The 19035-nt window shown below is 70.2% G+C and carries 15 protein-coding genes and 1 pseudogene; 12 read left to right on the forward strand and 4 right to left on the reverse strand.

Going from position 1 to position 19035, the window contains the following annotated elements:
- Positions 1 to 70 precede the first annotated feature (70 nt).
- The 7 genes from oleD to AC1PMG_RS01260 all read left to right on the forward strand — a co-directional run bounded on the left by oleD (position 71) and on the right by AC1PMG_RS01260 (position 7394).
- Positions 71 to 1081 (forward strand): 2-alkyl-3-oxoalkanoate reductase, encoded by a 1011-nt coding sequence (gene oleD / locus AC1PMG_RS01230; RefSeq protein WP_481110358.1) that lies wholly within the window; start codon positions 71 to 73, stop codon positions 1079 to 1081.
- A 62-nt stretch (positions 1082 to 1143) separates the two neighbouring features.
- Complete coding sequence (locus tag AC1PMG_RS01235) at positions 1144 to 1302, forward strand: DUF1328 domain-containing protein (RefSeq protein ID WP_150408909.1); 159 nt, start codon at positions 1144 to 1146, stop codon at positions 1300 to 1302.
- A gap of 188 nt (positions 1303 to 1490) precedes the next feature.
- Complete coding sequence (locus tag AC1PMG_RS01240) at positions 1491 to 3446, forward strand: alpha/beta hydrolase family protein (protein ID WP_481110359.1); 1956 nt, start codon at positions 1491 to 1493, stop codon at positions 3444 to 3446.
- Positions 3447 to 3525: 79 nt separating this feature from the next.
- Positions 3526 to 4167, forward strand: a complete 642-nt coding sequence (locus AC1PMG_RS01245) for a ubiquinone biosynthesis accessory factor UbiJ (protein WP_481110360.1) — start codon at positions 3526 to 3528, stop codon at positions 4165 to 4167.
- A complete protein-coding gene (gene ubiB / locus AC1PMG_RS01250; RefSeq protein WP_017911447.1) occupies positions 4164 to 5822 on the forward strand; it encodes a ubiquinone biosynthesis regulatory protein kinase UbiB in 1659 nt (552 codons plus the stop codon). Before AC1PMG_RS01245 ends, ubiB begins: the two co-directional genes overlap by 4 nt.
- On the forward strand, positions 5807 to 6424 hold the full coding sequence (locus AC1PMG_RS01255) for an O-methyltransferase (protein WP_481110361.1): 618 nt from the start codon (positions 5807 to 5809) through the stop codon (positions 6422 to 6424). Before ubiB ends, AC1PMG_RS01255 begins: the two co-directional genes overlap by 16 nt.
- A gap of 64 nt (positions 6425 to 6488) precedes the next feature.
- Positions 6489 to 7394: a pseudouridine synthase gene (locus AC1PMG_RS01260; protein ID WP_481111587.1), complete on the forward strand. Its 906-nt coding sequence runs from the start codon at positions 6489 to 6491 to the stop codon at positions 7392 to 7394.
- 98 nt (positions 7395 to 7492) lie between these two features.
- Here AC1PMG_RS01260 and AC1PMG_RS01265 read toward each other — a convergent pair whose 3' ends face one another.
- Positions 7493 to 8017, reverse strand: a complete 525-nt coding sequence (locus tag AC1PMG_RS01265; protein ID WP_481110362.1) for a DUF2059 domain-containing protein — start codon at positions 8015 to 8017, stop codon at positions 7493 to 7495.
- A 164-nt stretch (positions 8018 to 8181) separates the two neighbouring features.
- On the opposite strand from AC1PMG_RS01265, the gene arfB reads away from it, so the two are divergent.
- Positions 8182 to 8613, forward strand: coding sequence for an alternative ribosome rescue aminoacyl-tRNA hydrolase ArfB (arfB, locus tag AC1PMG_RS01270; RefSeq protein ID WP_017907723.1), 432 nt, complete (start codon positions 8182 to 8184; stop codon positions 8611 to 8613).
- 51 nt (positions 8614 to 8664) lie between these two features.
- Positions 8665 to 9219 carry a lysophospholipid acyltransferase family protein gene (locus tag AC1PMG_RS01275; RefSeq protein WP_481111588.1) on the forward strand — a complete coding sequence of 185 codons (555 nt, stop codon included), beginning with the start codon at positions 8665 to 8667 and terminating at the stop codon, positions 9217 to 9219.
- A gap of 474 nt (positions 9220 to 9693) precedes the next feature.
- On the opposite strand, the gene AC1PMG_RS01280 is transcribed toward AC1PMG_RS01275, so the two are convergent.
- The 3 genes from AC1PMG_RS01280 to AC1PMG_RS01290 all read right to left on the reverse strand — a co-directional run bounded on the left by AC1PMG_RS01280 (position 9694) and on the right by AC1PMG_RS01290 (position 14455).
- A complete protein-coding gene (locus tag AC1PMG_RS01280) occupies positions 9694 to 12729 on the reverse strand; it encodes a TonB-dependent receptor domain-containing protein (RefSeq protein WP_481110363.1) in 3036 nt (1011 codons plus the stop codon).
- Positions 12730 to 12843: 114 nt separating this feature from the next.
- A complete protein-coding gene (locus AC1PMG_RS01285; RefSeq protein WP_481110364.1) occupies positions 12844 to 13902 on the reverse strand; it encodes a FecR family protein in 1059 nt (352 codons plus the stop codon).
- On the reverse strand, positions 13883 to 14455 hold the full coding sequence (locus tag AC1PMG_RS01290) for an RNA polymerase sigma factor (RefSeq protein WP_481110365.1): 573 nt from the start codon (positions 14453 to 14455) through the stop codon (positions 13883 to 13885). The genes AC1PMG_RS01285 and AC1PMG_RS01290 overlap by 20 nt, the downstream gene beginning before the upstream one ends.
- Before the next feature lie 351 nt (positions 14456 to 14806).
- On the opposite strand from AC1PMG_RS01290, the pseudogene AC1PMG_RS01295 reads away from it, so the two are divergent.
- From AC1PMG_RS01295 to dcp, 3 genes and pseudogenes are all read left to right on the forward strand, one after another.
- Positions 14807 to 15331: pseudogene (locus tag AC1PMG_RS01295) on the forward strand (cyanophycinase); the annotation flags it as partial.
- 261 nt (positions 15332 to 15592) lie between these two features.
- Positions 15593 to 16558, forward strand: coding sequence for an isoaspartyl peptidase/L-asparaginase family protein (locus AC1PMG_RS01300; protein ID WP_232764268.1), 966 nt, complete (start codon positions 15593 to 15595; stop codon positions 16556 to 16558).
- A 215-nt stretch (positions 16559 to 16773) separates the two neighbouring features.
- Positions 16774 to 18933, forward strand: a complete 2160-nt coding sequence (gene dcp / locus AC1PMG_RS01305; RefSeq protein WP_481110366.1) for a peptidyl-dipeptidase Dcp — start codon at positions 16774 to 16776, stop codon at positions 18931 to 18933.
- Positions 18934 to 19035: the final 102 nt, after the last annotated feature.

Consider the following 19035-nt stretch of genomic DNA (forward strand, 5'->3'; position numbering starts at 1 on the left):
CGTCATCGCGGATCGCCTTCGCTTGCGCCCCCGGCTATCGTGTGCGCCCTGGTTCGATCGGTGCGACGCGATGAAAATTGTGGTGACGGGCGGTGGTGGTTTCCTGGGCCAGGCGCTGTGCCGCGGGCTGGTGGCGCGCGGGCACCAGGTGGTCAGCTACAACCGCGGCCACTACCCGGAACTGCAGGCCTTGGGCGTGGCCCAGGTGCGGGGCGACCTGGTCGACGCGCAGGCGCTGCAGCACGCGCTGGCCGGTGCCGATGCGGTGTTCCACAACGCCGCCAAGGCCGGCGCCTGGGGCAGCTATGACAGCTACTACCAGCCCAACGTGGTCGGTACCGAGAATGTGCTGGCGGCCTGCCGCATGCACGGCGTGTCGCGCTTGGTCTACACCTCCACACCGAGCGTGACCCACCGCGCTACGCATCCGGTCGAAGGCCTGGGCGCGGACCAGGTGCCCTACGGCGAGGATTTCCAGGCGCCGTACGCGGCGACCAAGGCGATCGCCGAGCGCATGGTGCTCGCCGCCAACGACGCGCAGCTGGCGGTGGTGGCGCTGCGCCCGCGGCTGATCTGGGGGCCGGGCGACAACCAGATCCTGCCCAAGCTGGTCGCGCGGGCGCAGGCCGGGCGCGTGCGTCTGGTCGGCAGCGGCGACAACAAGGTCGATTCCACCTACATCGACAACGCCGCACAGGCGCACTTCGATGCCTTCGAGCACCTGGCGGTGGGCGCGCCCTGCGCCGGCAAGGCCTATTTCATTTCCAACGGCGAGCCGCTGCCGATGCGCGAGCTGCTCAACAAGCTGCTCGCCGCGGTCGGCGCGCCGACGGTGACCAGGACGCTCTCGTTCAAGGCCGCCTATCGCATCGGCGCCGCCTGCGAGACCCTGTGGCCGCTGCTGCGCCTGCGCGGCGAGCCGCCGCTGACGCGGTTCCTGGCCGAGCAGCTGTGCACGCCGCACTGGTACAGCATGGAGCCGGCGCGGCGCGACTTCGGCTACGTGCCGCAGGTGTCGATCGAGCAGGGCCTGCAACGGCTGGCGTCGTCATGGCGCCACGACGCGTCCGTCACCCGCTGACGACCGCGCGTTTCCGAAGATGATGCCGCGCCGATTCGGCACGACAACTTCTGGATATTGCCATGCTGCATTACGCCATCATCTTCTTCGTGATCGCCATCATCGCCGCCGTGCTCGGTTTCAGCGGCATCGCCGGCACGGCGACCAGCATCGCCTGGATCCTGTTCGTGGTGTTCCTGATCCTGGCGGTGATCTCGATGTTCCGCCGCGGCAAGGTATAGTCCGCCGCGACAATCGAACGTCGATGCCTGCCCGCGGCGCCCTGCGTCGCGGGCAAGTCGTTTCTGGGCAGGGCGCCATGATGGCGTCTGCTGGCAGGAGGTAGCGCTACGCCGCGCCGCTGGATTGGGCTGGACGTTTCGCCGAACGCTTGTCACCATCGTCCGCTCAGGGGACAGGGGCGGATCGAATGCGAGCGTGGATCGTGTGGGCAGGCCTTGCGCTTGCGGGGAGCGCGTGCGCGCAGGTGCCGCCGGTGGACCTGGCGCCGTATCTGCAGCGCGACCAGTTCGACCGGGTCAAGATCTCCCCGACTGGCGCCTACTACGCCGTCACCGCGCCGCTTGAGGACCGCACCGTGCTGGCGGTGATCCGGCGTAGCGACAAGCAGGTCTCGGCCAAGATCATGGGCCAGGCCGATTCGGTGGTGCACGATTACTGGTGGGCCAGCGACGAGCGCATCGTGGTGTCGATGGCCGAGCGCCTGGGCGCGCTCGACCGCCCGGTGGCGATCGGCCAACTGCATGCCATCGATGCCGACGGCAAGAATCCGCGCTTGCTGGCCAGCCCTTACGGGCTCAACGACAGCGTCAACGGCGTCACCTACAAGGCCGGCCTGGATCCGTCGGTGTTCATGCTCGACACCTTGCCGGACGACCCACGCGCGGTGCTGGTGTCGGTAGTGGAGCAGACCAAGGACCCCACCGTGCATGTGGACAAGCTCGACATCTACAACCACCGACGCACGCCGGTGGCGCGCGCCCCGGTGGCGCGTGCGGACTTCGTCACCGACCACGGCGGCCACGTGCGCTTCGCGCAGGGTGCCGAGACCGGCAGCACGGTCAACAAGCTGTTCTACCGCAACGATGACGCCAGTCCGTGGCGGCTGATCAACGACGAAGCCAGCAGTGGGCATCGCAGTTTCCCGCTGGGCTTTTCCGCGGACGACAGGATCGCCTACCTGCAGGTGGAGCAGGCCGAAGGACCCGATGCGGTGGTGGCATGGGATCCGCAGAGCGACCGGTCCACACCGCTGCTGCGTGACGCGAAGGTCGATCCCTACCAGGTGTTGCGCGACCTCGATGGCCGCACCCCGATCGGCGTGTCGTTCATGAGCGATCGCGTGCACAACCGCTTCTTCGACGACACCGCGCCGACGGCGCGGCTGTACCGCGCGCTGGAGCAGGCCTTCAACGGCGATGCGGTGTACATCACCTCCGCCACCGCCGATCGGCGCCTGCTGATGCTGTATGTGTGGAGCGACCGCAACAACGGCGATTACTTCCTGTTCGACACCGTCGACAAATCGGCCAAGCGGGTGTTCAGCCGTCGCGAATGGTTCGTGCCGGAGCGGATGCCGGCGACCCGCGAGGTCGCCTTCAAGGCCAGGGATGGGATGGCCCTGTACGGCTATCTGACCCTGCCGCTGCAGGCGCCGGCCGGCAAGCTGCTGCCGATGGTGTTGCTGCCGCATGGCGGGCCGTTCGGGCTCTTCGATGGCTGGGAGTTCGACGACGATGCGCAGGTGCTGGCCGCGGCCGGCTACGCGGTGTTGCGGGTCAACTACCGTGGCTCGGGTAACTACGGCCGCGCCTATACCCAGGCCGGTGCACGGGAGTGGGGCGGGCGCATGCAGGACGATCTCACCGACGCCACGCGCTGGGCGATCGACCAGGGCATCGCCGACGCCGCGCGCATCTGCATCTACGGCGCCAGCTACGGCGCCTATGCCGCACTGATGGGCGTGGCGAAGGAGCCGGACCTGTACCGCTGCGCGGCCGGCTACGTCGGCGTCTACGACCTGGAGACCATGTACCGCGACCAGGCCAGATACGCGCGTTGGACCAAGGCCTGGGCCGGCGACTGGCTGGGCGAACGCGACAGCCTGGCGGCGCGTTCGCCGGTCAACCTGGCCGCGCGCATCCGCGTGCCGGTGTTCCTGGCCGCCGGCGGCAAGGACGAGCGCGCGCCGATCGAACACACCGAACGTATGGAAAAGGCATTGAAGAAGGCCGGGGTGCCGGTGGAGTCGCTGTACGTCCCCACCGAGGGCCATGGTTTCTACACCGAAGCGCACCGGCGCGCCTACTACACGCAGTTGCTGGCGTTCCTGAGCAAGCACCTGGGCGGCGCGCAGGCGCAGTAGCGGTTGGCGGTGGCATGGGCGGGACATCTGTCTCGCCCTGCGCACGGCCTGGCGACGTGTCTGCCGCTAGAATGCGGGCATGTCTGGAACCCCCCTCGATGCTCTCAAGCCCCTGGCCGGCCGCGCGCTGGAAGCGGCGCTCAATCGCGCGCTGGCGCTGGACCCGGAAACCGGCGAGGCCCTGCGCGACCTCGATGGCCAGCGCGTGGCGCTGACCCTGGAGGCGCCGGCGCTGGCCCTGCAGATCCGCGTCGACGGTACGCACCTGCGGGTCGGCCCGGTGGATCCGGCGCAGGAGCCGGAACTGGCGGTACGCAGCACCCTCGGCGGCCTGCTCGCGCAATTGCCGTTCCTGGCGCAGGCGCGGCGCACCGGTGGCCCCGGCGGGCGCGTGCGGGTCTCCGGCGATGCCGAACTGGCGCGGCGCCTGCAGCAGCTGGCGACGCGCTTCGACCCGGACTGGCAGCGGCCGTTCGTGCAGGTGTTCGGCGAGGTGCTCGGCGTGCAGGTGGCCAACACCGCGCGCTCGGCGCTGCAGCAGGCCCGGCGCAGCGCGCAGGATCTGGCGCAGAGCGCGGCCGAATATGTCACCGAGGAGTCGCGCGACGTGGTCGCGCGCGCCGAGCTGGAGGCCTTCTACGACGACGTCGACGTGCTGCGCGACGACATCGAACGCCTGGCCGCGCGCGTGGCGCGGCTGCAGCCGGAGCGTGGCGCATGAAGGCGATGTTCCGCGCCAGCCGCATCGGCCGGGTGATCCTGCGCTACCGCCTGGACGACCTGCTCGACGGCACCCCGGCCGAACGCTGGTTGCGCCTGGCCAAGCCGTTCGTGCCGCGCGCCAGCCCGGACATTGCCGCGCAGTCGCGCGGCGCCCGGCTGCGCCTGGCGCTGCAGGACCTGGGGCCGATCTTCGTCAAGTTCGGGCAGATCCTCTCCACCCGCCGTGACCTGATGCCGCCGGACGTGGCCGAGGAACTGACCCTGCTGCAGGACCGGGTGCGCCCGTTCGACGGCGAGGCCGCGCGGCGCATCGTCGAGCAGGCGCTGGGGCGGCCGATCGCGGTGGCGTTCGCGACCTTCGATACCGAGCCGCTGGCCTCGGCCTCGATCGCGCAGGTGCACGCGGCGACGCTGCACGATGGCCGCGAAGTGGTGGTCAAGGTGCTGCGCCCGGACATCGAGCGGCAGATCGACGCCGACATCGCCTTGCTGAAATCGGCCGCCGCGCTGGTCGAGCGCACCCATCCGCGCGCCGACAAGATCCGCCCGCGCGAGGTGGTGGCCGAGATCGAGACCACCCTGGCCGCGGAGCTGGACCTGCAGCGCGAGGGCGCCAACGCCAGCGTGCTGCGCCGCTTCTGGCTGCATTCGGACGACCTGTACGTGCCGGAGGTGATCTGGACCCACACCGCCGAGCGCGCGCTGACCCTGGAGCGGGTGCGTGGCATCCCGTCCGACGACATCGCCTCGCTGGACGCGGCCGGCATCGACCGCCGTGCGCTGGCGGCCAAGGGCGTGCGGGTGTTCTACACCCAGGTGTTCCGCGACAACTTCTTCCATGCCGATGCGCACGCCGGCAACATCTGGGTCGACAGCGATCCGGCGCGCCGCGACAACCCGCGCTTCATCGCGCTGGACTTCGGCATCATGGGCCAGCTCTCGCAGGAAGATCAGTACTACCTGGCCGAGAACTTCATGGCCATCTTCAACAAGGACTACCGGCGCATGGCCGAGCTGCACGTGGAGGCGGGCTGGATGCCGGCCAACGTGCGCATCGACGAGCTGGAGGCGGCGGCGCGCTCGGTGTGCGAGCCCTACTTCACCCGGCCGCTGTCGCAGATCTCGCTGGCCGAGGTGCTGATCAAGCTGTTCCGCGTGGCCCAGCGCTACCAGCTGACCCTGCAGCCGCAGCTGATCCTGCTGCAGAAGACCCTGCTCAACATCGAAGGCGTCGGCCGCCAGCTCGACCCCGAACTGGACATCTGGGCGGTGGCGCGGCCGGTGCTCGAACGCATCCTGATCGAGCGCTACAGCCCGCAGCGCGCGCTGCACGAACTGCGCAAGCGCCTGCCGGAGATCATGACCCACGCGCCGGACATGCCGCGGCTGATCCACGGCTGGCTGCGCCAGCAGGTCGAGGGCCGGCACGAACTGTCGATGCGCTCGCGCGATCTGTTCGAACTCAACCTGCTGGTGCGGCGCATGCAGCGGCGGGTGGTGGCGGCGATCGCCGGCGTCGGCCTGCTCACCGTGGCCACGCTGCTGTACGCGCTCGACGCGGGCGGGCCGCAGCTGGGCGGGGTGTCGCTGTGGGCGTGGATCAGCGGCGGTGCCGGCACCGCGGCCCTGCTGTCGGCGTGGTGGCGGCGCTGAGCGTGACGGCGCTGGATCGCGCGCGGCTGCACGCGGTGCGCGACGCGCTCGGTGCGGAAGGTCCGCGCCACGACGCAGGCCAGTCCGAGCGCGCGCAGCGCCTGCTCAATATCACCCCGGAGACCGGCGAGCTGCTGGCCGTGCTGGTGCGCGCCACGGGTGCGCGGCGCGTGCTGGAGATCGGCACGTCCAACGGCTATTCCACCCTGTGGCTGGCCGAGGCCACGGCGGCGCTGGGCGGCAGTGTGACTACGCTGGAATACGCCGCGCACAAGATCGCGCTGGCGCAGCGCAACTTCGCCAGTGCCGGCGTGGAAGGCTGTATCGATCTGGTCCTCACGGATGCCGGCGTCTGGCTGGCCGGCGCGGCGTCGGCCGCGTTCGACCTGGTGTTCCTGGACGCCGAGCGCACCCTCTATTGCGACTGGTGGCCGCAGCTGCGTCGCGTGTTGCGGCCGGGCGGTCTGCTGGTCGTGGACAACGCGCTGTCGCACGGGACGGAGATGGCGCCGTTCGCCGCGCTGCTGGATGCCGATGCCGCGTTCACCTGCACCACGCTGCCGGTCGGCAACGGCGAACTGCTGGCGGTCAAGGACGCGTAGGCGCAGCGCGGCGGCGTGCCTGCCTGCGACCTGCGTCGTCGGGTCAAGCAACCGTCGGCGCGAGCTGCCGCCACGTCGTCATCGGTGCCATGGGTGCCGTTGTCGTGAGCGAGGTCATGGGCTCAGTGCTGAGGACGCTGCCGCTCCGCGCCACCTGCATGCGCGCCTCGTTCCTGCAAAGCGCATTGTCGCGCCGCGGCACGGCGCGGATAATCCGGCAGTGAATACCGACGCCGATTCCCTGCAGATCCTCTATCAAGACCCACTGCTGGCCGTGGTCGACAAGCCCGCCCGGCTGATGGTCCACGACAGCAAGCTCGCCCGCGGCGAGGACGATTTCCTCGCCGACCGTCTGCGCGCACAGCTGGGCCGGCCGATCTTCCTGGTGCACCGGCTCGACCGTGCCACCAGCGGCTGCCTGCTGTTGGCCTTCGACCGCGACACCGCCAGCGTGCTGGGCAAGGCGCTGATGGGCGGCGAAGTGGACAAGGATTACCTGGCGATCTGCCGCGGCTGGCCGGCCGAAGACCGCTTCGAGGTCGACCACGACCTCGACGGCGGCCCCGGCAAGCCGCTGAAGAAACCGGCGCAGACCCGCTTCGAGCGCCTGGCCTGCGGCGAACTGCAGGTACCGTCGGGCGAGTTCGCCACCTCGCGCTATGCGCTGCTGCGCTGCAGTCCGGTGACCGGGCGCTTCCGGCAGATCCGCCGCCACCTCAAGCACCTCTCGCATCACCTGATCGGCGACACCAGCCATGGCGATGGCCGGCACAATCGCATCTTCCGCATGCAGGGCGTGCACCGCATGCTGCTGCACGCCGAACGCCTGGCGTTCCCGCACCCGGACGGCCATCGGATCACGGTGACGGCGCCGCTGGATGCGGAATTCGTGCGGGCGTTCGGGTTGTTCGGCTGGGATCCGGCGCCCTGGCAGGCGAATGCGATGTCAGCTGGGATGCTGCAAGCCTGACGGCTCTCGTAGGAGCGGCTTCAGCCGCGACCGGGCTTCCTCGGTAACGCCCGGTCGCGGCCGAAGCCGCTCCTAAGACGCGCAAGGCCAGCGCTGTGTCACTTGGCCGGCGGCGCGTTGACCGTCTGTTCCAGGTCCTTCTGCAGGTCGGCGAACAGCGGGGTCATCTTCTGCTGGATCGCGCCCATCAGGTTCTGCATCAGCTGCGGGGTCTTGTCGAGCAGGCTCTGGCCGGCCGGGCTCTCGTAGAACTCGGCCATCGCCAGCACGTCCTGCTTGGAGAAGGTCTGTTTGTACAGGTTGACGTAGAGCGGACGCATTTCCTGCCAGGACAGCGCCTTGCGTACGGTGGTCTGGGTACGCTCCTGGATCTGCTGCAGCTTCTGCTGCTGCGCGGCGTCGAGCGGGTGCTGCGCGGTGAGCTGGGCGAACTGCTGGCGCTGCATCGCCTCGATCTGCGGCAGCATGGTGTCGAGCATGTTCTGCGCGCGCGAGGCCGACAGCAGGCGGTTGACGTCGGCATCGGTGGGCGGTTCGGCCAGCGCGGGGAGGGCGGCCAGGGCCAGCAGCAAGGCCAGCAGCAGGCGCTGCGGCCACTGGAAGAAGCGCGGAGTCGGGGACATGGAGCATCCTGCAGAACGATGACCGGCGGCCAGAATACGGCAATCGCCGCGCCGCCGCCGCCGCGCGCGGGGACGCGCGACCGGCCGGCGTCCGCTCCCTGGCTCGTTCAGGCGGCGCCGACGCGGAAACCGGGCGGTCCGGCGAATACCCTACAATCCGCGCCATGGGTAACGGGGCCATCCACATCTCGAGCAGCCTGACGATTCCGGAGGACGAGATCGTCGAGCGCTTCGTGCGCGCCAGCGGCGCCGGCGGGCAGAACGTCAACAAGGTCGCCACCGCGGTCGAGTTGCGTTTCGACCTGGCCGGCTCGCCGTCGTTGCCGGAGCCGCTGCGTGCGCGCCTGCTGGCGCGGCGCGACCGCCGCATCACCGCCGACGGGGTGCTGGTGATCGATGCGCAGCGCTTCCGTACCCAGGACCGCAACCGCGACGATGCGCGCCAGCGCCTGGCCGAGTTCATCGCCGCCGGGCTGTCGGTGCCGAAGCGGCGCATCGCCACCAAACCCTCGCACGGCGCCAAGTTGCGACGCCTGGACGCCAAGCGCGAGCGCAGCCAGATCAAACGCGGCCGCTCGCCCGGCCGCTGGGAGTGACTTTTGACCGAACGCGATTACCGCCTGCCCGCAGCGCCCCCGAACATCCCGATGGTCAAGCCCAGCCGCTTCATGCGCTGGCTCGGCCGCACCGCCTTGCGGCTGACCGGCTGGCGGGTCGTGGGCGAGTTTCCCAACGTGCCCAAGCTGGTGATGATCGTGGCCCCGCATTCGTCCAACTGGGACGGGTTCCTGGGCTTCGCGGTCAAGTTCGCGGTCGGCTTCGAGGTGCGCGTGCTGGGCAAGACCCAGTTGTTCTGGTGGCCGCTGGGACCGCTGCTGCGCAGGCTCGGCGGCATCCCGCTGGACCGCAACTCGCCGCGCGGCGTGGTCGAACAGGCGGTGGCGCTGATCCGCGGCGCCGAACGCATGTGGTACGTGATTACCCCAGAGGGCACGCGCAAGCGCGTGGAGAAGTGGAAGACCGGGTTCTGGAAGATCGCCCACGGCGCCCAGGTGCCGATTTTCCCGGTGTACTTCGACTACCCCAGCCGCACCGTCGGCCTCGGCGAGGTGGTGTGGACCAGCGAGGACATGCAGGCGGACATCGCCGCGATCCGCGAATGGTACCGGCCGTGGCGCGGCAAGCATCGCGATACGTTGTGATGGGCTGCGGCGGCTGACGGCGCCGCCCATCCGCCGTTTTATCCAACGGCACAAACCGATGCCGTAGGAGCGGCGTCAGCCGCGACCGGACCATCGGGAAAGCGCCTGTCGCGGCTCAAGCCGCTCCTACGGTGCATGGGTCGGATGTTGTTGTGGGAGGGACTTCAGTCCCGACGCAGGAACGTACCAGCTGGCTTTGGGCTTCACTCGTCGCGGCTGAAGCCGCTCCCACAAGTGTGGCGCCAGGATCGCCGAAAGATTGCACTGTGTGAGGGACTCAGTCCGACGCAGGAAGGTGCCGGGTGGCTTTGAGCTTCTCTCGTCGCGGCTGAAGCCGCTCCCACAAATGCGGCGCCCGCATCGTCGGAGGGCTGCACTGTGGGAGGGACTTCAGTCCCGACGACGGACGGCATCAGCCGACCTTTCGCTCGTCGCGGCTGACGCCGCTCCCACATGCAGGCCTTGCCCCCCGCCCTACAGCGCGCTGCCGCCGAACTTCTGCGTGTACTGCAGGTACACGCTGCGGCCCACGGTGTCGAACCAGGACACGTCGTAGTACGGGTACGACGTATAGGTGCGGTCGTGCGGCGGCATCTTGTCGAACAGGTTGGTCACCGTCAGCGACAGCTGCGCGTGGTCGGTGAAGCGATACTGCAGCGAGGCGTTGTAGCGGTAGGTGGCGCCGATCCAGGGGCTGTCGCCGCTCTCCGGGTCGTAGACCTGGTCGTAGGAATCGGAGGTCGGCAGGCGGCCCAGGCGTTCGCCGTGCAGCGTCGCGGTCCAGGCGTTGCGCTCCCAGGACACACTGGCGCTGGCCTTGGTGCGCGGGATGTCGTAGCCGCTGTTGACCGCGAACTCGTCCACCATCGCTTCGCTGGCGTACACCTGGATGTCGTGGCGGCGCACCCAGGTGTAGTTGCCGCTCAGGCGGAAGGTGCCGATGCCGGTGTCGAGGCGGTACTGCGCACTCAGGTCGATGCCGTTGGTGCGTTCGCGGGCGATGTTGATCGGGTTGACGTAGACCCCGTACAGGCGCCCGTCGGCGCTGCGGGTGACCCGTGCCAGCGCCTGCTGGCAGGTGGTGGAGGTGGCCTGCAGCACGCCGAGGCGGCAGTCGGCTTCGTCGCGCAGCACCTGGTCCACGCGCAGGTCCTGCACCTGGTCGCGCATGTCGATGTTGAAGTAGTCCACCGACAGGTCCAGGTCGGCCATTGGCGACCACACCAGGCCGGCGGTCCACGAGGTGCTGTTCTCCGGGTTCAGCGCGCGGTTGCCGCTGCGGCCGCGGATCACCGCCTCTTCGTTGTAGCTGCAGTCCTGGATCGCCACGCCCGGTTCCTCGCTGGCGCAGCGGTAGTAGTCCACGCCGGTGGTCTCGTCGTTGCCGGGGCCGGCATACACGTAGTGCAGGTCCGGGGCGCGGAACGCGGTGCCGTAGGAGGCGCGCACCAGCAGCGTGTCCACCGGCCGCCACTCCAGCCCGCCGCTGTAGGTGAACTTGCCCAGCGAGCGCCCGGCGAAGCGGTACTGGTCGTAGCGCCCGGCCAGGCTCAGCGACACCGTCGACAGCACCGGCAAACGCAGCTCGCTGGCCAGCGCCCAGCGGTTGCGGCTGCCGTGGCCGTCGGAGTCCTTCCAGCTGTAGTAGTAGTACTGCGTGGCCAGCGGGTCCGGGCGCAGGTTGTAGCTCTGGTTGCCGAATTCGGCGGTCGCGGCCATGCCGGCATCGCCGCCGGGCAGCGAGAACAGCGCGGTGTTGGTGGCGGTGAAGGCGAGGGTGTCGGTGCGCGAGCGCGGCTGGTACACCGTGCGCTGGGCGATGCTGTCGTACTCGGCACGGCTCAGCGGCGTGTACAGGCGCTGCGGGTCGGCGTTGAAGATCGGCAGCCCCGAGTCTTCGTCCACGCCCAGCTGCGGGCCGAGGAACAACGCGTTGGCGCGCGCGGCGACGATCTGCGGCCAGCTGATCGTGGCCTGGTATTGCGAGTGGCTGAGGCTGGCTTCGTAGTCCCAGTCCGCGCCGAGGTGGCCCTTGAAACCGGTGGTGACGCTGAAGGTCTTCTGCCGGGTGCGGATGGTGCCGGCGTTGAGGCCGCCCATTTCCTCCGGGCTGAACTGGCGCCCCCAGGCTTCCACCTGGTCGGTGGCCTGGTTGTAGAAATAGCCCTGCTCGTTGCCGTCCGGGGCCATGTAGCCCCACTGGGTCACGTCGCGGAACAGCGACAGCTCGTGGTAGCCCATCTGCACGTCGGCGAACCATTCGCTGCCGTTGTCGAAGGCGTAGCGCAGCGAGGCGTAGCCGTTGAGGCCGCGGCGCTTGTTGGTGATGGTGCCGTAGCCGATCGAGGCGCTGCTGCCGCAGAACGCGCCGTAGCCGGGGCGGGTGGCGTAGCCGGTGCTGCCGCCGTTGAGGCCGGACACCGCCGCGCAGGTGTCCGCGCCCGGGTCCAGGTAGTCGTCGTTGCCGTCGGTGCGCAGGAAGGTGCGGCGCGGTACCTGCGAGCGTGCGGTGGGGCCGTCCAGGGTGCTGTCCTGACGGCTGCGCTCGTAGGCCCACAGCGGCGTCTGCGAGACCAGTTCGGCGCCGAACACCGCGTCGAAGTTGCCGCGCGACCAGCCGCTGCTGAGGCTGAGGTTGAAGCTCTCGCCGCCGCCGCGGGTGGTGTCGCCGAAACGGTAGTCCAGCGTGGTGCCGTCGGCGTGCTTCTTGAGGATGAAGTTGACCACGCCGGAGATCGCGTCCGAGCCGTAGATCGCCGAGGCGCTGCCGGTCAGGATCTCGATGCGGTCGATCATGCCCAGCGGGATGTTGGAGATGTCGGTGAAGTTGCTGCGGCCCTTGAACGGCATCGGGAAGTCGGCGATGCGGCGGCCGTTGACCAGCACCAGGGTGTGGTTGGGGCCGAGCCCGCGCAGGTCCACCTGCTGCGCGCCGGGCGAGAAGTCCGCGCCGCTGGCCGACTGCGGGCTCTGCGTCTCGCCGCCGTTCTGGGTCATCGCGCGCAGCACGTCCGGCACCGAGGTGAAGCCGTTGGCCTTGATCTGCTCGGCGCTGATCACGCTGATCGGCGCGGGGCCTTCCACCTGCGTGCGTGGGATGCGCGAGCCGGTCACGCGCAGGGTGTCCAGTTGCGCCACCGGCGCCTCGGCCGCTGCGGCCGGCGCCGGCGCGGTGGCACGGACCGGCTGCGCGCGGGCCGGGGTCGGCTCCTGGCGCCGCACCAGCCAGGCGCCGGAGGGGTCGCGCTGGGCGACGAAGCCGCTGCCGCGCAGCACCTGCTGCAGCGCCTGTGCGGTATCCAGTTGGCCGTGCGCGCCGCCGCTGCGGGCCTGGCCGAGTTGGTCGGCGCGGTAGATCAGTTGCGCGCCGGATTGCCGCGCCAAGGTGTCCAGCGCCGCGCGCAGCGGGCCGGCGGGGACGTCCACCGTGCCGGTGGCGGCAACGGCAGCGGGTTGCGCCTGCGCCGCACAGGCGCTCGCACAGGCCATGCTCAGCAGCAGGGCACGCATCGGATACCGCATCGAGTTTTCTCCCCAAACGGGCGCGGAGCGCGCCTCAGTAGCTCCAGGACGAACGAGACCGACAAATCCCCCCGCCGCCGCGCCGGCCCGGCGCGGGACGGCCTACCGGCTGTGCAACAGCACCGTGTCGCCGTGGCGCTCGGCGCGGATCGGGAACCCCTGTTCGAGCAGGCGCACGAAGGCGTCGACGTTGGACCAGCGCACGTTGCCGCCGACCCGCAGCGCCGCGGCACCGGCATCGGCGACCTGCAGCTTGACCGTGTTGTAGCGGTTGAACTCGGCCACCGCCGCCTGCAGCGGGGTGTCGTCGAAACTCAGGTAGCCGCTGCGCCAGTCCAGCACGCGCTCGGCCTCGGCCAGCGCGACCCGGCGTACCAGCACCCCGTGCGGCCCGGCCTGGGCGATGCTGCCGGCGTGCAGCAGCAGCGGCGGCGCCTGCGGCGCGCTCGCCGATTCCAGCCGCACCGTGCCTTCGGTGACCACCACGCGCAGCGCGTCGGCCTCGCGGCGTACCGCGAAGCGCGTGCCCACCGCCACCACCCGGCGCGCGCCGCTGTCGACCACGAACGGCCGGCCCGGGTCCTTGCTCACCGCGAAGAACGCCTCGCCGCGCTGCAGGTCGATGCGCCGCTGCGCGCGCGACAGCGCCACCGCGATGCGGCTGTCGCTGCTCAGCGTGGCCTGCGAGCCGTCGGCCAGGGCCACCGGGCGCAGCTGGCCGGTGACGCTGGCGTAGGCGGTCGGCACCGGTTCGATGGCATGCCGCCAGACCAGGGACAGCACCGCGGCACCGAGCAGCGCGGCCGCCAGTGCGGCCGGCCAGCGCCGTCGCCGCGGCGCACGCGGGCGCGGGGCGAAGCGCAGGCCGCGCAGGTCCGGCGCGGCGGTGGCGGCGCTGGCGGCCGGCGCCAGCGTGCTGCGGCCGCCCAGGCCCTGCCAGCGGCCGCGTTCGGGCACCTGCCCATCGCGCTGGCCGGCGCCGAGCGCCTGCAGGCGCCCACTCTCCTGCCAGGCGGCCTGCAGGCGCAGGAACGCCACCCGGTGCGCGGTGGCCGCGGCCAGCCAGGCGTCCAGGCGCGCCTGCCGTGCGTCGGACCAGTCGTCGCGGTCGCGCCGCGCCAGCCAGGCCGCCGCACGCGCCTCAATCCACCTGCTGTCCATCGCGTGCCCGCGCCTGCATCGGCTTCGCCGGCGCCGCCGCGCCCTCGTCGCCATGGAAATGATCGGCCAGCAGGCGCATGCCCCGGGCCACCTGCTTCTCCACGCTCTTCTCGCTGATTCCCAGGCGCACGGCCACCTCCTTCTGCGGCAGTTCCTCGACCCGCCGCAGCCAGACCACGCTGCGGCAGCGGTCCGGCAACCGGTCGAAGGCCGCCGCCAGCCGGCCCAGCACCTGCCGTCCGCCGCACCAGCGTTCCGGCGACAGCTCGTCTATCAGGACGTGCATCGACTCCAGATCCCCCACCGCCTCGATCGACACCACCCGGCTGCGGCGCAACCGGTCGGTCATCAGGTGCCGCGCGGTGGCGAACAGGAACGACTTGGGCAGGCTCGGCCGGGCCTTGCCGGCGGCCTCGTAGACGCGCACGTAGATCTCCTGGCGCAGGTCGTGCCACTCCTCGCGATGCGGCCAGCAGCGCCGCAGGTAGCCGCTGAGCGCCTGCTCGTGGACGAGGATTTCTTGGACGAACCAATCGTCGAGGGAAGCGGACATGGATCCCACATTAGCCGATCGCCGGTGCGTGCGGGCAAGTGCCGCGCGCGCCGACGTGGGAGGGTGAGGCGGCGGGGGGAAACCGTGCCGCCGTTCGTCCCCTCTCAGCAACGAGCCGCACGCTCGCCTGCCCGCCCCGTTCCCGAGGAGATCCGCATGACCCGTTCCGTCGGCATGTTCCGGCCCTGGATGTCGCTGCTGCTGGGCCTGTGCCTGGCCACGCCCGCCGTCGCGCGCGATTACCGCCAGTACCTGGTCGGCGATCCGGCCGCGCCCACACCCGGCCCGGTGTCGCCCGGCCTGCTGCTGATGGGTGGCGGCGACCGCAACTACGACGCGCTGCGCTGGTTCATGGCCAAGGCCGGGCACGGCCACGTGGTGGTGCTGCGCGCCTCGCAGGCCAACGAGGTGGGCGAGGAGTTCTACCGCAAGGTCGGGGGCGTGGCCTCGGTCGAGACGTTCGTGTTCAGCGGCCGCGGCGCCTCCAGCGATCCGGCGCTGCTGCGCGCGCTGGCCCGCGCCGACGGCATCTTCATCGCCGGCGGCGACCAGTCGCGCTACGTGCGCTACTGGAAGAACACGCCGGTGGCCGACGCGCTGGACGCGCACGTGCGCGCCGGCAAGCCGCTGGGCGGCACCAGCGCCGGCCTGGCGATGCTGGGCGAGTACCTGTACGGCTCGATGGATGGCGGCAGCATCACCAGCCCGGCGGCGCTGGCCGATCCGCTGGGGCCGGCGGTCACCATCGAGACCGACTTCCTGCACCTGGACCTGCTCAAGCGGGTCATCACCGACACCCACTTCCGCGAGCGCGACCGCCTCGGCCGCCTGTTCGCGTTCCGCGCCAAGGCCGCCACGCTGGCGCCGCAAGGCGAACCGCTGATCGGCCTGGGCGTGGACGAGAGCGCCGCGCTGGCGGTGGAAGGCGACGGCACCGCCCGCGTGTATGCCACCGATCCGCAGGCCGTGGCCACCGTGGTCGCCGGGCCGCTGCAACCGTCCACCCCGGCCGGGCAGCCGCTGCAGGCCGCCCGCATCGAGACCGTCGGGGTCGGCCCCGGTTCCACCCTGCACTTGCCCGACGGCCGCGTCGAGGCGCCGGTGTTCCACCGCTACTACGCGGTGCAGGACGGGCGCATGCGCGAGATTCCCGCCACCACCCTGGTGATCCATGGCGGCGCCGGCGTCGAGCGTGCCAGCAGCAGCCCGGCCGACCTGGCCGAGGCGCGTGCGGCCATGGAGAAGGCGCTGCGTACCGGGCAGGCGCTGCTGGCGCAGGGCAAGCCGGCGGTGGATGCGGTCGCCGCGGCGATCACCGTGCTGGAGGACTCGCCGCAGTTCAATGCCGGCAAGGGCGCGGTGTTCACCCACGACGGCCGAAACGAACTGGACGCGGCGATCATGGACGGGCGCACCGGCAAGGCCGGCGCGGTGGCCGGCGTGCACCGGGTCAAGAACCCGATCGAACTGGCGCGCGCGGTGATGGACCAGTCCGAGCACGTGATGCTGGTCGGCGATGGCGCCGAGGTCTTCGCAAAGCAGCACGGCATCACGCTGGTCGCGCCCTCCTACTTCCGCACCGAGAAGCGCTGGCAGCAACTGCAGCAGGCGCTCAAGGAAGAAGCCAACAAGCAGGCGCACGCCGACCTGGAAACCGCCAAGCACTTCGGCACGGTCGGTGCGCTGGCGCTGGACCTGCAGGGCAACCTGGCCGCCGGCACCTCCACCGGCGGCATGACCAACAAGCGCTATGGCCGCGTCGGCGACTCGCCGATCATCGGCGCCGGCACCTTCGCCGACAGCCGCTGCGCGGTGTCCGGCACCGGCTGGGGCGAGTTCTACATCCGCGCGGTGGCCGCCTACGACATCTGCGCGCGGGTGAAGTACGCCGGGCAGAGCCTGGCCCAGGCCGCCGACGCGGTGATCGACAAGCAGATCCCCAAGGCCGGCGGCGACGGCGGTGCGATCGCGCTGGGCGCCGACGGCAGCGTGGCCTTCCCGTTCAACACCGAGGGCATGTACCGCGGCTGGATCGGCGCCGATGGCGTGCCGCACGTGGCCATCTTCAAGGACGAGGCGTTGCCGCTGCCCGGCGGGCAGTGAGCCCGGCGCGCCGGCGCTCCCTGCGGGGCGCCGGCCGTGCAACGCGTCGGCGGCCGGCGCCGTGAGTGGGACGCCGGCGCCATGCCCGCGCCCGGCCATCTGTACGCCGGCTGGCTGCCGCGCCGGGCCGAGCCAATGGCACATGCCGCTGCCATGCAAACCCGGTAACGTGGGCGGCTGTCTTGGCCCCAAGGTCCTCCCAGGAGTTCCACCTCATGTCGCGTAACGTCGTTCTGGCCGCCGCCATCAGCCTGGCGCTGGCTGCCTGTTCCGGTAAGGAGTCCACCCCCGTGCCCGCCGCTCCCGCTGCTCCGGCCGCCGCGCAGCCCGCCGCCGCCGCCAACCCGCTGCTGACCCCCAGCACGCTGCCGTTCCAGGCGCCGCCGTTCGACAAGATCAAGGACAGCGACTACCTGCCTGCCTTCGAAGAGGGCATGAAGCAGCACCTGGCCGAGATCCGCAAGATCGCCGACAACCCGGAGCCGGCCACCTTCGCCAACACCCTGGAAGCGATGGAGCGCAGCGGCGAGACCCTGACCCGCGTGTCGCGCATCTTCTTCGGCCTGGTCCAGGCCGACACCAACGATGCCCGCCAGAAGATCCAGGAAGAGATCGCGCCCAAGCTGGCCGCGCACCAGGACGAGATCAGCCTGGACCCGAAGCTGTTCGCGCGCATCAAGAGCCTGTACGACCAGCGCGACACGCTGACCCTGGACCCGGAGCAGAAGCGCCTGGTCGAGTACGAATACCAGGAGTTCGTGCGTGCCGGCGCGCAGCTGTCCGACGCCGACAAGGCCACCCTGCGCAAGCTCAACGTCGAAGAGACCACCCTGGCCACGCAGTTCCACACCAAGCTGGTCGCGGCCACTGCCGCCGGTGCGGTGGTGGTGGACGACAAGGCCAAGCTCGACGGCCTGTCCGACGGCGACATCGCCTCGGCCGCGCAGGACGCCACCGCGCGCAAGCTCGACGGCAAGTACCTGCTGGCCCTGCAGAACACCACCCAGCAGCCGGTGCTGGCCTCGCTGAAGGACCGCGACCTGCGCCAGCAGGTGATGGCCGCCTCGCAGTCGCGCGCCGAGAAGGGCGACGCCAACGACACCCGCCAGACCGTGCAGCGCCTGGCGCAGCTGCGCGCGCAGAAGGCCAAGCTGCTCGGCTTCGACAGCTACGCCGCCTACAGCCTCAGCGACCAGATGGCCAAGACCCCGGACGCGGCGCTGAAGCTGCTCACCGACACCGTGCCCGCCGCCACCGCCAAGGCGCGCAGCGAGGCCGCGGAAATGCAGAAGGTGATCGACGCGCAGAAGGGCGGCTTCAAGCTCACCGCCGCCGATTGGGACTTCTACGCCGAGCAGGTGCGCAAGGCCAAGTACGACCTCGACGAGTCGCAGATCAAGCCGTACTTCGAACTGGACAACGTGCTGCAGAACGGCGTCTTCTACGCCGCCAACCAGCTGTACGGCCTCACCTTCAAGGAACGCACCGACATCCCCACCTACCACGACGGGATGAAGGTCTATGAAGTGTTCGACAAGGACGGCAAGTCGCTGGCGCTGTTCTACACCGACTACTTCAAGCGCGACAGCAAGTCCGGCGGCGCCTGGATGGACGAGTTCGTCGGCCAGAACGGCCTGACCGGCACCAAGCCCGTGGTCTACAACGTCTGCAACTTCACCAAGCCCGCTCCGGGCCAGCCGGCGCTGCTGAGCTTCGACGACGTCACCACCATGTTCCACGAGTTCGGCCATGCGCTGCACGGCATGTTCTCCAACGTGAAGTACCCGACCCTGGCCGGCACCGCCACCTCGCGCGACTTCGTCGAGTTCCCCTCGCAGTTCAACGAGCACTGGGCGTCGGATCCGAAGGTGTTCGCGCACTACGCCAAGCACTACCGGACCGGCGAAGCGATGCCGGCCGACCTGGTGGAGAAGATCAAGAAATCGCGCACCTTCAACCAGGGCTACGCCACCACCGAGTACCTGTCGGCGGCGCTGCTCGACCTGTCCTGGCACACCCTGCCGGCCGACGCGCCGCTGCAGGACGTGGACAAGTACGAGGCCGACTCGCTGAAGAAGTACAAGGTGGACCTGGCCGAAGTGCCGCCGCGCTACCGCACCACCTATTTCGACCATATCTGGGGCGGCGGCTACTCGGCCGGCTACTACGCCTACTTCTGGTCGGAAGTGCTCGACGACGACGCGTTCCAGTGGTTCAAGGAGCACGGCGGCCTGACCCGCGCCAACGGCGACATCTTCCGCGCCAAGATCCTCTCGCGCGGCAACACCGTCGACCTGGCCACCCTGTACCGCGACTTCCGCGGCAAGGACCCCAGCGTCGAGCCGCTGCTGGAAAATCGCGGTTTGAAGAACTGATCGGCGCTACGCCGACCGGGTGTGTCGAGAACGGGATGGCCTTGCGGCCATCCCGTTTTTTGGTACTGGGTGGCGCCTGTTTGCTGCGGAATCGGTGAGCCA

The sequence above is a fragment of the Xanthomonas sp. NCPPB 2250 genome (assembly GCF_056725265.1).

Bases quoted from the DNA above. Each gene is read 5' to 3' on its own strand.
- oleD (WP_481110358.1), top strand. From the start codon at position 71: ATGAAAATTGTGGTGACGGGCGGTGGTGGTTTCCTGGGCCAGGCGCTG.
- AC1PMG_RS01235 (WP_150408909.1), top strand. From the start codon at position 1,144: ATGCTGCATTACGCCATCATCTTCTTCGTGATCGCCATCATCGCCGCC.
- AC1PMG_RS01240 (WP_481110359.1), top strand. From the start codon at position 1,491: ATGCGAGCGTGGATCGTGTGGGCAGGCCTTGCGCTTGCGGGGAGCGCG.
- AC1PMG_RS01245 (WP_481110360.1), top strand. From the start codon at position 3,526: ATGTCTGGAACCCCCCTCGATGCTCTCAAGCCCCTGGCCGGCCGCGCG.
- ubiB (WP_017911447.1), top strand. From the start codon at position 4,164: ATGAAGGCGATGTTCCGCGCCAGCCGCATCGGCCGGGTGATCCTGCGC.
- AC1PMG_RS01265 (WP_481110362.1), bottom strand. From the start codon at position 8,017: ATGTCCCCGACTCCGCGCTTCTTCCAGTGGCCGCAGCGCCTGCTGCTG.
- arfB (WP_017907723.1), top strand. From the start codon at position 8,182: ATGGGTAACGGGGCCATCCACATCTCGAGCAGCCTGACGATTCCGGAG.
- AC1PMG_RS01275 (WP_481111588.1), top strand. From the start codon at position 8,665: ATGGTCAAGCCCAGCCGCTTCATGCGCTGGCTCGGCCGCACCGCCTTG.
- AC1PMG_RS01280 (WP_481110363.1), bottom strand. From the start codon at position 12,729: ATGCGTGCCCTGCTGCTGAGCATGGCCTGTGCGAGCGCCTGTGCGGCG.
- AC1PMG_RS01285 (WP_481110364.1), bottom strand. From the start codon at position 13,902: ATGGACAGCAGGTGGATTGAGGCGCGTGCGGCGGCCTGGCTGGCGCGG.
- AC1PMG_RS01290 (WP_481110365.1), bottom strand. From the start codon at position 14,455: ATGTCCGCTTCCCTCGACGATTGGTTCGTCCAAGAAATCCTCGTCCAC.
- AC1PMG_RS01300 (WP_232764268.1), top strand. From the start codon at position 15,593: ATGCGCGAGATTCCCGCCACCACCCTGGTGATCCATGGCGGCGCCGGC.
- dcp (WP_481110366.1), top strand. From the start codon at position 16,774: ATGTCGCGTAACGTCGTTCTGGCCGCCGCCATCAGCCTGGCGCTGGCT.